The sequence below is a fragment of the Coprococcus sp. AF21-14LB genome, assembly GCF_003458885.1.
In the GTDB taxonomy this organism is placed as follows: domain Bacteria; phylum Bacillota; class Clostridia; order Lachnospirales; family Lachnospiraceae; genus UBA9414.
Genome location: NZ_QRVX01000024.1, coordinates 25,591 through 38,209, shown reverse-complemented (window position 1 = coordinate 38,209; position 12,619 = coordinate 25,591). Strand labels below are relative to the sequence as shown.

13 protein-coding genes and 1 pseudogene are annotated in these 12,619 nt (G+C 42.8%); 13 read left to right on the top strand and 1 reads right to left on the bottom strand.

The window, feature by feature from the left end:
- The first annotated feature begins 321 nt into the window (after nt 1–321).
- The 3 genes from DWX73_RS07630 to DWX73_RS07620 are packed head-to-tail and all read left to right on the top strand — an operon-like array spanning nt 322 to nt 3,177.
- Complete coding sequence (locus DWX73_RS07630) at nt 322–918, top strand: TVP38/TMEM64 family protein (protein ID WP_118348255.1); 597 nt, start codon at nt 322–324, stop codon at nt 916–918.
- Nucleotides 919–944: 26 nt separating this feature from the next.
- Nucleotides 945–2,195, top strand: coding sequence for a glycosyltransferase family 4 protein (locus DWX73_RS07625; protein ID WP_118348254.1), 1,251 nt, complete (start codon nt 945–947; stop codon nt 2,193–2,195).
- The gene (locus DWX73_RS07620) at nt 2,107–3,177 is read left to right on the top strand and encodes a glycosyltransferase family 4 protein (protein ID WP_118348248.1); all 1,071 of its coding nucleotides are present in this window, start codon (nt 2,107–2,109) and stop codon (nt 3,175–3,177) included. The genes DWX73_RS07625 and DWX73_RS07620 overlap by 89 nt, the downstream gene beginning before the upstream one ends.
- Before the next feature lie 61 nt (nt 3,178–3,238).
- On the opposite strand, the pseudogene DWX73_RS07615 reads toward DWX73_RS07620, so the two are convergent.
- Nucleotides 3,239–3,684 (bottom strand): annotated as a pseudogene (locus DWX73_RS07615) (GatB/YqeY domain-containing protein).
- 130 nt (nt 3,685–3,814) lie between these two features.
- Between DWX73_RS07615 and vanR the strand changes: the two are divergent.
- The 10 genes from vanR to scfB all read left to right on the top strand — a co-directional run bounded on the left by vanR (nt 3,815) and on the right by scfB (nt 12,618).
- Nucleotides 3,815–4,519, top strand: coding sequence for a VanR-ABDEGLN family response regulator transcription factor (gene vanR, locus DWX73_RS07610; RefSeq protein ID WP_118348247.1), 705 nt, complete (start codon nt 3,815–3,817; stop codon nt 4,517–4,519).
- Nucleotides 4,512–5,651 (top strand): sensor histidine kinase, encoded by a 1,140-nt coding sequence (locus tag DWX73_RS07605; protein WP_334294657.1) that lies wholly within the window; start codon nt 4,512–4,514, stop codon nt 5,649–5,651. Before vanR ends, DWX73_RS07605 begins: the two co-directional genes overlap by 8 nt.
- A gap of 112 nt (nt 5,652–5,763) precedes the next feature.
- Complete coding sequence (vanG, locus tag DWX73_RS07600; protein WP_118348246.1) at nt 5,764–6,837, top strand: D-alanine--D-serine ligase VanG; 1,074 nt, start codon at nt 5,764–5,766, stop codon at nt 6,835–6,837.
- 10 nt (nt 6,838–6,847) lie between these two features.
- Nucleotides 6,848–7,618, top strand: a complete 771-nt coding sequence (locus tag DWX73_RS07595; protein ID WP_118348245.1) for a M15 family metallopeptidase — start codon at nt 6,848–6,850, stop codon at nt 7,616–7,618.
- Nucleotides 7,608–8,630: an acyltransferase family protein gene (locus tag DWX73_RS07590; protein WP_118348244.1), complete on the top strand. Its 1,023-nt coding sequence runs from the start codon at nt 7,608–7,610 to the stop codon at nt 8,628–8,630. Before DWX73_RS07595 ends, DWX73_RS07590 begins: the two co-directional genes overlap by 11 nt.
- 15 nt (nt 8,631–8,645) lie before the next feature.
- Entirely contained in the window at nt 8,646–9,782 is a 1,137-nt protein-coding gene (gene vanT, locus DWX73_RS07585) for a serine racemase VanT catalytic subunit (protein WP_242996716.1), read from the top strand.
- A gap of 112 nt (nt 9,783–9,894) precedes the next feature.
- The gene (gene spoVT, locus DWX73_RS07580) at nt 9,895–10,443 is read left to right on the top strand and encodes a stage V sporulation protein T (protein WP_118348243.1); all 549 of its coding nucleotides are present in this window, start codon (nt 9,895–9,897) and stop codon (nt 10,441–10,443) included.
- Nucleotides 10,444–10,538: 95 nt separating this feature from the next.
- The gene (locus DWX73_RS07575) at nt 10,539–10,913 is read left to right on the top strand and encodes a TIGR04086 family membrane protein (RefSeq protein WP_118348242.1); all 375 of its coding nucleotides are present in this window, start codon (nt 10,539–10,541) and stop codon (nt 10,911–10,913) included.
- A gap of 75 nt (nt 10,914–10,988) precedes the next feature.
- Nucleotides 10,989–11,132 (top strand): six-cysteine ranthipeptide SCIFF, encoded by a 144-nt coding sequence (scfA, locus tag DWX73_RS07570; RefSeq protein WP_118348241.1) that lies wholly within the window; start codon nt 10,989–10,991, stop codon nt 11,130–11,132.
- Nucleotides 11,133–11,217: 85 nt separating this feature from the next.
- Entirely contained in the window at nt 11,218–12,618 is a 1,401-nt protein-coding gene (gene scfB / locus DWX73_RS07565; RefSeq protein ID WP_118348240.1) for a thioether cross-link-forming SCIFF peptide maturase, read from the top strand.
- Nucleotide 12,619: the final 1 nt, after the last annotated feature.

Genomic DNA, 12,619 nt, shown 5'->3' with positions numbered 1-12,619 from the left:
AATCTTTGGTTATCATAGTTCCATTATAACATGGAACGGAGTGAAAGATGGTTTGTCGTTAGCCATTCTTTTTCTCTTTTTTACGAAAAAGTTTCAGGGGCAGATTTGACTCATGTGAGTCAAATCTGCCCCTGTTTGGAACTATCTATTTCCCGACAGCCCGTTTTTTTGTTATCTAAAGAAAATCATCAGAAATTCACGCCAAATATTTAAAAAGTCTTAATAATTCCATTCATGGATTTTAATTTTGCTCCTGTATGATAAAAGCAGATAAGAAAAGGAAACAAAAGAAGAAAAATGACAGCGATGGGAGGAAAAGACATGGAGAAAAAAGGATTTAGAAGGGCAGTCAATATCGTTACGATATTATGTACGGCAGCTATGATTTCATTTGTGATCTACGGATTGAAAAGCGGAATTTTTACAGATAGAGCGATGATGGAAGAACTGGTAAGCCGGGGTGGTATATGGGGACCGGTTACGTTTATGATCATTCAAATGGTACAGGTTGTTGTTCCGGTCATTCCGGGCGGAATTACATGTGCGGTGGGAGTTGTTGTGTTTGGTCCATGGTACGGACTGCTTTATAACTACATTGGCATTGTGGCAGGTTCCTGTATTAACTTTTATCTGGCCCGCCGATATGGTCAGTGTCTTGTGAAATTCTTTGTGAAGGAAGAAACGTACAATAAATATATTACATGGTTGGAAAAGGGGAAAAAATTCGACAAATTTTTTGCTGCGGCGATTTTCTTCCCATGTGCACCGGACGATGTGCTCTGCATGATTGCAGGTTTAACGAAAATGTCCTGGAAGAAATTTTCCGCTATTATCCTGCTTGGCAAGCCGGCTTCGATTGCAGCATACAGCATGGCGCTTGTTTATGCGGGAGGATTTTTATCAGGCTTACTTGGGTAGTGTCAGAAGGAAGAGAGGAAAAAGGTATGAAAATTTTAATTACAAGTGATTTATTTGAGGCAACCATTAACGGTGTTGTTACATCTGTAAAAAATCTGGAGCGGGAACTGACAGCCCAGGGACATGAAGTAAAGATTCTGACAGTATCCAATAGCTGTGTTTCTTACCAGAAAGAAAATGTGTACTATATTATGTCTGTGCCTTCCGGTATTTATCCGGATATCCGGATTCCGGTATCACGGGGCAGCGAATATGTGCGGGAGTTGATTGCATGGAAACCGGATGTGATCCACAGCCAGTGTGAATTTTTTACTTTTGGGTATGCGAAACGAATTGCCAAAGAGACCGGTGCAGTGCTGCTTCATACATATCACACATTATATGAACAATATACGGAATATGTTCCGATAGGAAAATCGATTGGCCGCGCAGCTCTTGGGAACTGGATGCGGATGAGGTTAAAGCCGGTGAATATGATTATTGCACCTACAAAAAAAGTCGAGAAAACGCTGCGGGAATATGAAATGGAGCAGGATATTACAGTTATTCCATCTGGAATAGAAATACAAAAGTTTATGGAGAAAGAAAATGATATCGTTTCAAAGGCGATTCGTGAGAAGTACGGGATTGAAGAAGAGAAGAAAGTGATTTTAAGTCTTGGACGGCTTGGATTTGAGAAGCGGATTGAAGAACTGCTCTTCGGAATGCAGGAGCTTTTGAAGACGAGGAAAGATGTGATTCTGATGATCGTGGGAGGCGGACCGGCAAGAGAGAGTCTTGAGAAAACAGCAAGGGAGCTTGGAATTGAAGGATCCGTGCGGTTTACAGGAATGGTTTTGCCGGAGGAAACAAAAGACTACTATCAGATGGCAGATATTTTTGTATGTGCTTCCACAAGCGAGACACAGGGGCTTACTTATATTGAAGCGATGGCAAGCGGCCTTCCTCTTGTCTGCAGGAAAGACGATTGTCTGGATGGTGTGCTGGAAGAGGGGAAAAATGGATTTGCTTATGAAACACTGGAAGAATTTGCGGCAGGGATTGTGACGCTGATTGATCAGAAAAACGTATATGAAAATGCAGTCATAAGAAGCCGTCAGATTGCAGAGGAATTTGGAACAAAGCGGTTCGGAACAAGGGTAGAGAGCTGTTATTATCACACATTATTGAAAAGAAGGTATGAAGAATATGAAAGTTTTGTTATATGCAAAGAACAGGCAGGTCGTTTTAAAGAGCGGTGTTGGGCGCGCTATGGTCATGCAAGAAGAATCTCTTAGGAGAAATGGCGCCAGTGTGACAATGGATCCGTCAGATTCGTATGATATTGTACATATTAATACCATTTTTCCAAGTGATTACCGAATGGCGAAACGGGCAAAACGGCAAGGAAAAAAAGTAGTCTATCATGCACATTCTACGGAGGAAGATTTTCGCAATTCGTTTATTGGATCGAATGTGATTTCCCCATTGTTTCGAAAGTGGATTACAAAATGCTATAAGACCGGGGACTTGATTTTGACACCGACAGAATATTCCAAGTCGCTGTTGAAAAGATATGGGATTGACAATGAAATTGAAGCAATCTCAAACGGAGTAGACACGAATCTTTTTCAGAAAAATGAAGCTGCAAGAATTTTATTTCGCAGAAAATACGGATTTGGAGCAGAAGAAAAACTGATTATGTCGGTAGGACTTTATTTTGAGCGGAAAGGAATTCTGGATTTTGTGTCTCTGGCAGAACAGATGCCGGAGTACCAGTTTCTCTGGTTTGGATATACACCGGACAGTCAGATTCCGAAAAAAGTAAGGGAAGCTGTCCATAAGAAGCTGCCGAATCTGCATTTTATGGGATATCTGTCGAAAGAAGAACTGCAGATGGCATACAGCAGCTGCGATTTGTTTTTCTTTCCATCTTATGAAGAGACAGAGGGAATTGTTGTTTTGGAGGCGCTGGCATCTGAAATCCCAGTACTTTTAAGGACAATCCCGGTGTATGATGACTGGCTGATCAATGGAAAGGATGTATATAAAGGAACGAATCTAAAAGATTTTCGGGAAAAGATTCCTGAGATTCTGAATGGAACCCTTCCGGATCTGACACAGCAGGGCCGGAAATGTGCTGAAGAGCGGGATGTGATGTGTCAGGCAAAGAAATTATATCATTTCTATGAGAAACTCAATGCAGATCGGGAAAGAGAAAGCGAAGCCCGGGAGGTTTGTCTGAAACAGAATTGTCATAAGAATATGGAATTATCGTAAAAAATATACTGCAATAAAAAGGGACAGCATTCATTCGTGGAAAATGCTGTCCCAAATATTTTTACTGGAAATAAGACATGAGAATTTCGTTCACAAGCTTGCCATCTGCTTTGCCTTTGACTTTTGGCATCAGGACTTTCATAATCTTGCCTTTGTCTTTCGCGGTCGGAGCTTCTATCTGAACTTCCTGTAATGTCTCGTCAATGATCTGACGAATCTCAGCTTCGTCCATCATCTTTGGAGCAAACTGTTCAAGCACCTGGATGCGCTGTCTGCATTCGTTGATGATGTCTGTCCGGTCTTCAGGAGTTAATTCTAAAGTTTCCTTTGTCTGTTTAATCTCTTTTAATACGACCTGAATTTCTTCCTCTTCCGTCAGATCTGCACGCTTGTCGATGGCTTTGTTCTTAAGGCAGATAAGAGAAGAGAAAGGGATTCCTTTGTCTCTTTATCACTTGCCTTCATCGCTGCTACCATAGCGCTTCTTACTTTATCTGTCATACTCATGATGTATTCCTCCTAACATTTCTGAATAGTTTTATTATACACAAAAGTCAGGCAGAATACCAGAGAGAAGATTGTATTTCCAAAGAGAGTTTTGTATAATAAATAAAGAATGTCTTACAGGAGAAAGAACATGAAAGAACATATTTTAATTGTAGATGATGAAAAGGAGATTGCAGATCTTCTGGAGCTGTATCTCGGTAATGACGGGTTTTTGATCCATAAATTCTATAACGGAGCAGATGCGCTTGAGTGTATTCGTACAACGAAGCTTGATCTGGCAATTTTAGATGTGATGCTGCCGGATATTGACGGGTTTCGAATCTGCCAGAAGATCCGCGAGGAACATTTTTATCCGGTCATCATGCTGACAGCAAAGGTGGCAGATGCGGACAAGATTATGGGGCTGACGATCGGTGCAGATGATTATATTCTGAAACCATTCAATCCGCTGGAAGTCATTGCACGCGTGAAGACTCAGCTTCGCCGGTATAAGAGGTATAATCAGGCAGAACAGTCCAAACAAACAGAAGAGCGGGAGCAGGAGTATGATATTCGTGGCTTATTGATTAATAAAGAAACGCATAAGTGTACACTGTATGGAAAAGAAGTGCCGCTGACGCCGCTGGAATTTGAAATTCTCTGGTACCTTTGTGAACACCGCGGGAAGGTAGTGGCGTCTGAAGAATTGTTCGAAGCAATCTGGGGCGAAAAATATTATGACAATAACAATACGGTTATGGCGCATATCGGAAGAATCAGGGAGAAACTGCATGAACCGGCGCGGAATCCGAAGTTTATAAAAACTGTGTGGGGAGTGGGGTATCAGATTGAGTAAGAAAGAAAGTAATACAGTACGTCAGTCGGTCTATCGGATTTTCCGAAGATATCTGGTGAAATTAATTGCAGGGATGATCGGCTTTCCGATTTTGATGTTTGCCGGATATCTCTTTATGATGGCAGTGGTTTCTTCGATTACATGGTATCCGGGCCCACTGTACGATTTTCTAAAATGGATTGAGATGCGGATTGATCTGTTTTTTATTTTATGCATGATGGTGGGATATCTGCTCATGGTATTCTGGTATTTACGGAAACCGTTTCAATATCTGATCGATGTACTTACAGGTGTGGAGAGTATTTACAAAGAACAGGGAGAGATGATTGAGCTGTCTCCGGATCTGCGGGATGCAGAAATGCATTTGAATAAAGTAAAGTCCGCTGTGGACCGAAATGCCAGAGCGGCAAAAGAGGCAGAACAGAGGAAGAATGATTTGATCGTTTATCTGGCCCATGATTTAAAAACTCCGCTCACTTCTGTGATTGGTTATTTGACTCTGCTGCGGGATGAGCAGCAGATTTCGGAAGAGCTAAGAGAGAAATATTTATCTATTACGCTTGAGAAAGCAGAGCGGCTTGAGGATCTTATCAATGAATTTTTTGAGATTACGAGATTTAATTTGTCCAATCTTACGCTTGAGAAAAGCCGTGTAAATCTGACGCGGATGCTTGAGCAGCTGACATTTGAATTTCAGCCTATGTTGGATGAGAAACATCTGACATGTCGGCTTGATGCACCGAAAGATGTGATGATCGTCTGCGATGCCGGGAAACTGCAGCGAGTATTTGACAATCTGCTGCGAAATGCAGTCAACTACAGTTATGAAGATGAAGAAATCGTATTTTCGGTAAACTACGCTAAAGATCAGAAAGGAATGCTTTGCATTACCTGTACAAACCGTGGTGTAACGATCCCACCGGAGAAGCTGTCAAGAATTTTTGAACAATTCTATCGGCTGGACACTGCAAGGACGACGAAGAGCGGAGGTGCCGGTCTCGGTCTTGCGATTGCCAAAGAGATTGTGGAACTGCATGGCGGAACAATCACAGCCTACAGCGCTGAGGAAGTGATTCGGTTTGAGATTCAGCTGCCTTGCGGTGAAACCGGAAGCTTCGGGGCATCTTCATAAAATCTAAAGAATTTACGGAGAAATTTGTATTATATCTGTGAGGAGAAACGAAAAATTGACCTCTTTACTTTTGATAAAATCATGTTATCAAAAGTAAGGAGGTTTTTATTTTATGAAAATAGCAGTATTATTCGGAGGCTGTTCTACAGAATATCCGGTTTCATTACAGTCTGCACATGCAGTACTTAGTCATTTAGATGAAAAAACATATGAGGTGATCCGAATCGGGATCACAAGAGAGGGAAAATGGTATCGATATTCCGGAGCTTTAGACAGACTGCTGGATGATAGTTGGCATGAGCAGGAAGAGGAGTTATGCCAGGCAGTCATATCTCCGGACAGAAGTCATCACGGTGTGCTGGAATGGAGAGACGGAAAAATGCAGGTGATAAAAATTGACGCTGCATTTCCGATGCTTCACGGAAAAAATGGGGAAGACGGAACGGTGCAGGGGCTTCTGGAGCTTGCAGGAATTCCGGTGATAGGATGCGGCATGCTGGCTTCGGCAATTTGTATGGATAAAGACAGAGCACATCGTCTGGCAGAAGAGGCAGGCATTCGCGCACCAAAGGCAGTTGTGATTTCGAAAGCACAGTGGCTGGAAGCAAAGCACGAATCAGAACTTCTTTTGAAAATCAAAGAGCAGATCTGGGAGATCAGCTATCCTGTTTTTGTGAAACCAGTTCGTGCAGGATCTTCTTTTGGAATTACAAAAGTTTATAAAGAAACGGAATTATTTGATGCAATGGAAAATGCTTTCACACATGACAGCGAAGTGATTGTAGAAGAGACGATTGCAGGGTTTGAAGTAGGATGTGCAGTTCTCGGAACCGAAGAACTTCTGACAGGACGTGCAGATGAGATTGAGCTGACGGAAGGATTTTTTGATTACACAGAAAAATATACATTAAAGACATCTAAGATCCATATGCCGGCAAGAATTGATGAGGAGACGGAGCGTAAAATACAGGAAACGGCAAAGCGGATCTATCGGGCGCTTGGATGCAGCGGATTTGCCAGAGTCGATATGTTTCTGACACCGGAGCGTGAACTTATTTTTAATGAAGTCAATACGATTCCGGGATTTACGTCTCATAGCCGTTATCCGAACATGATGAAAGGAATCGGGATGGGATTTGCAGAGATTCTTGACAAATTGATTCAGGTATCTGTCAAATGCCGGTAAGGAGGATGTGATGAGAGAAGTGTGTTTTCGAAAAGAGGATGTGTATCGTGGAGATCTGATTCTTGTAAATGAAGACTTTGCTTTGAAAAGACAGAATGCAGTACAGCGCCTTGTTCCGGCAGACAGCAGATATCCGGAAGTTTTGCTTGGGAACAGAGCGGCTTCGATGCTTGCATGTCTTATTCGGGAGATTTGCGGAGAAGCAGAAATCATTCCCGTCAGCGGTTACCGCTCATTTGAAGAGCAGACAAAGATTTATGAAGACGCGCTACTGGAACATGGAGAAAGCTTTACAAGAAAGTATGTGGCGCTTCCGGATCACAGTGAGCATCAGACAGGACTTGCGATTGATGTTGGACAGGCGGTAACAGAACTGGATTTTATTTGTCCGGAGTTTCCTTATGAGGGAATCTGTCAAAAATTCCGGGAGAAAGCGCCGAGATATGGGTTTGTAGAGCGCTACGGAAAAGAGAAGGAAAACGTTACGAAAATCGGTTGGGAACCATGGCATTTTCGATATGTAGGAGTACCGCATGCAAGGTTTATGAAAGAACATGCGATTTGCCTGGAAGAATATATTGAACTGATCAGACAGTATCCGTATCCGGAAAAGGCATTGGAAATAAAAGGGGAGGAATGGACGGCATCCGTTTCTTATCTGCGGCAGAGTACAGAGGAAATGTTTGTCACATTGCCGGAAGATGTACTGTATCAGGTATCGGGCAATAATGTAGACGGGTTCATCCTGACCGTATGGAGTGAAAATACGAATGGAGAGTAAAACAAAAGAATATGCAGGCATTGATGTGTTTCGGGTGGTGGCTGCGGTTCTGGTAGCAGCAATCCATATTTCGCCGCTGGCATCTTATAACGAACTGGCAGATATGGCGCTGACAAAGATAGCGGCGCGCACGGCAGTTCCGTTTTTCTTTATGACAACAGGATTCTTTTTGCTTGGAGGAAAGGAAGACGAAAGAAGACGATACGAACATTTGAAACAGTTTTGTAAAAAGACGGGTATGATTTATGTCTGGGCAATTCTGTTATATCTTCCGGTCAATATTTATACAGGATATTTTCAAAAGAATTCTGTCGGAGAAATTGTCCGGGATCTTTTGATCAATGGAACATTTTATCATCTCTGGTATCTGCCGGCCGTCATGTTGGGAGTAGCGGTTACCGGATGGCTTTTATATACATTTGGAATGAAAGCAACATGGAAGTGTGTGCTTGCGCTCTATCTGGCAGGGCTGTTAGGCGATAGCTATTATGGCATATTACATAATCTTCCCATTGTGCGTTCGATATACGAAATAATCTTTCATGTATGCAATTATACGAGAAATGGTCTGTTTTTTGCACCGGTTTATCTGCTTCTTGGAGCTTGTATAAAACGGGGGAGGAAATGTACGGTGCGGGAAGGAACGATAGGTCTTTGCATCTCGTCTGTGCTGCTTTTTATCGAAGCCTTCTGGCTTCACAGCGCCGAGCTTCCAAGACATGACAGTATGTATATCATGCTTGTGCCGGTGATGTATTTTCTATTTTCACTTCTTCTGCATGTAAGAGGAAGAAGACGTCCGAAATGTGCCGATATTGCGCTTGCAGTTTATGTGATACATCCACTTGTGATTATCGGAATGCGCGGAGCGGCAAAGTTGATACATCAGGAGAAGCTTTTGGTGGAAAACAGTTTGATCCAGTTTGTGAGTGTCACAGTGGTCAGTATGATAGTGGCAGCAGGGTGGAGTTACAGCAAGAAATGGATTGGAAAGAGGAAACTTAGATCATAAGAAAGAAGGACAGCTATGAGAAAGGAAACAATGAAAAAAGACCGTGCATGGATAGAAGTGAATCTGAAACAGTTACAGAAAAATGCAGAAATCATTCAAAAATTTCTGAAAGAAGGCTGCGAGCTGATGGCAGTTGTGAAAGCCAATGGGTATGGTCATGGAGCTGTAGAGACGGCAAAGGCATTAAATGCTGTTGGAGTTTGCTCTTTTGCGGTGGCAACGATTGATGAAGGAATTGCACTTCGGCGGGAAGGAATTTGCGGAAAAATTCTAATCCTCGGCTATACAGATCCGGAGAGAGCGGGAGAATTAAAGAAATACGAACTCTGTCAGACGATTATCAGTCTACCGTATGCGGATGCACTAAAAAGGCGGGAACAGGGACTGCAGACAGAAGTAAAGATTGACACGGGGATGCATCGGCAGGGAGTGAGATGGGATCAGCTTCAAGATATAAAAAGACTCTTTTTAGATCCGGCATTTCATATCTGCGGCATGTATACGCATTTTTGTGCAGCAGACAGCCAAGAAGCACAAGATATGTTATTTACGAAGGAACAGATTAGAAGATTTGAGGAAGTAGTGAAATATTTACGATCAGAACAAATCCCGCTTCCGTCGCTGCATATGCAGAGCAGCTATGGACTTGTGAATTACCCGGAACTTGTATGTGACTATGCAAGAATTGGGATTCTCCTCTATGGGAGTCTTTCATCAGGCAGGGATGAAGTGCGTGTGGAGATTCCGGTTGCGCCGGCTATGGAGATAAAAGCAAGGGTAACTTCCGTGCGAAAACTTGAGGAAGGAGAACAGGCAGGATATGGACGGGCATTTCAGGCTGAGAGAAAAACAAAACTTGCCTGTATCTCTGTCGGATATGCAGACGGTTTGCCAAGAGCGCTGTCATGTGGAAAAGGAGAAGTGCTGGTGCATGGAAAACGCGTTCCGCTTGTGGGAAGAATCTGTATGGATCAGGCGCTGATTGATGTGACAGAAATAGAAGATGTAAAAGAAGGAGATGTTGTGACGTTGGTCGGACGAGACGGTAAAGAAGAAATTCAAATGTCAGAACTGGCAGATCGGGCAGATACAATTGCAAATGAATTGTTCAGCCGTCTTGGCAGCAGACTGAAACGGATCTATCATTTTTAAAAACAGGATGAAGCAGATACGAAAATGGTAAAGAAAATTTTGCATAAGAAATCTTTCATTTGCAGATACTATTCCCAGAAATGGAAAGAATAGTCAATGGAGGATTTTTTATATGAAAGCAACAGGAATTGTGCGCAGAATTGATGATCTGGGGCGTGTTGTGATCCCGAAGGAAATTCGAAGGACGCTTCGCATCCGGGAGGGAGATCCGCTGGAAATTTTTACAGACCGGGAAGGGGAGATTATTTTAAAAAAATATTCGCCCATTGGTGAGATGGGAACGTTCGCAGGAGTGTATGCGGAATGTCTTGCCCAGACAACAGGTAGTCTCGTATGTATCTGCGATAAGGATCAGGTCATTGCAGCAAGCGGCAGCAGAAGAAAAGAACTGGCGGAGAAATATATTACAAAGGAGCTGTCGCAAGCTATTGAGAAGAGAGAATTATTAAAAAGCGGTGCCGGAGAAGTGTCTTATGTACCGATTACAGAGCAGGAACGGGAAGCATATGAACAGGAACTCATCTGTCCGGTCATCTGTGAAGGAGATACGATTGGAGCTGTGATTTTACTTGGGCGGGAAGGAAGCGCTGTTTTTGGAGAGCCGCAGGAGAAACTTGCCCGCTGCGCAGCAATTTTTCTTGCAAGACAGATGGAACAATAGGTAAGAATCAGTTATATTTGAAATAAGAAGAGCATACCCTTTGATAACAGCAAAGCGATTGGTTGGGCGTTGTATCGGGAAAGGGGTAGAAAGATATGGACAAAAAGTTAAGAACAGATATGAGGATGGTACAAATGATGAAAGCACTTCTGGCATCGTATGTGGTGACGGGGGTGCTTCTTGTATTGCTGGCAGCAATGCTGTTCTGGCAAAATCTGGATGAGAGTAAAGTATCCTTTGGGATTAAGGTAATTTATTTCATTTCTACATTTTCAGGCGGACTTATCATGGGGAAAATTGCAGGACAGAGACGTTATCTCTGGGGGATTTTTGTGGGAATCTGTTATTTTCTTCTGCTGGCATTGATTTCCTTTGGCATTTACAGAACATTTCAGGGAAGTGGAGTGAATATTTTTATGACCTGTCTGCTTTGTGTCGGAGGGGGAATGGCTGGAGGAATGGTTTCGTGAAAAAAATGCTTTTAAAACAGATACAGATATGCTATACTATATGCGATTAATATTATGCGTGAGGAGGAACAAGAAATGAAACATATTAAAACATTGAATACACAGACACTTAATCAGACATTGAAAAAAGGCGGATGCGGAGAATGCCAGACATCTTGCCAGTCTGCTTGTAAGACATCCTGCACAGTAGGAAACCAGACTTGCGAACACAGCAAATAAATTACATATTTGAGATGTGTGAGAGCAGCGGCTTAGGTCGCTGCTTGTTATTGTTATAGAATTTATATAGAAAGGGGTAACTGTTGTGATTCATCAGTACCAGAACAATGGATACCGGATCGTACTTGATGTCAACAGCGGCGCCGTACATGTTGTAGATGAGCTTGTGTATGATGTGATTGCTGTACTTGACAGCATGAATGCAGATAAGACAGAGGCGATGCTTCAGGAAGAAAGTACTGTCCGTGAAGTAAGAGAGAAGCTGGAGGAGAAATATCCTGCAGAAGAGCTTGCAGAAGCTCTGGAAGATATTACAGAGCTTGTAAGAGAAGGAAAGCTGTTTACAAAAGACATTTATGAGCCGATCATCGAGGATGTGAAGAAGCGGAAAACAGTTGTGAAAGCACTTTGTCTTCACATTGCACATGACTGTAATCTTGCGTGCAAATATTGCTTCGCAGAAGAAGGCGAATACCACGGAAGACGGGCGCTCATGTCTTACGAGGTCGGAAAGAAAGCGCTTGATTTCCTGATTGCAAATTCAGGAAGCAGAAGAAATCTGGAAGTCGATTTCTTTGGCGGGGAACCGCTTATGAACTGGCAGGTTGTGAAAGACCTTGTGGCATACGGAAGAGAGCAGGAGAAGCTCCATGACAAACATTTCCGTTTTACTGTTACAACGAACGGTGTGCTGCTCAATGACGAGATTCAGGATTTCATTAATAAAGAGATGGACAATGTCGTCCTGAGTCTTGATGGAAGAAAAGAAGTCAATGACTTTATGCGTCCGTTCCGAAATGGCAAAGGAAGCTACGATCTGATCGTGCCGAAGTTCCAGAAGCTTGCAGACAGCAGAGATCAGGAACGCTATTATGTACGAGGTACGTTTACAAGAAACAATCTGGATTTTTCAGAGGATGTGAAACATTTTGCAGAGCTTGGATTTCAGCAGATGTCTATCGAGCCGGTAGTCGGAGACGAGTCTGAGCCGTATGCGATCCAGAAAGAAGATCTTCCTAAGATTTTTGAAGAGTACGATAAGCTTGCGAAGTATATGATCGAGCGAGAGAAGGAAGGAAAAGGTTTTAACTTCTTCCACTTTATGATCGATCTGACAGGCGGACCGTGTATTTATAAGAGAATGTCCGGATGTGGATCCGGAACAGAATATCTTGCGGTAACACCGTGGGGAGACTTATATCCTTGTCACCAGTTTGTCGGTGAAGATGATTTCCTGATGGGAAATGTGGACGAGGGAATTACGAAACCGGAGATTGCAGACCGTTTCCGCGACTGCAATGTGTACACAAAAGAAAAATGCAAAAACTGTTTTGCAAAGTTCTACTGCAGCGGCGGATGTGCAGCAAACGGGCATAAGCTTTGCGGTTCTATCAATGACGTATATGAAGTCGGCTGTGAGATGGAGCGCAAGAGAGTAGAATGTGCAATTATGATTAAGGCAGCTCTGGCAGAGGAAAGGATGTAAG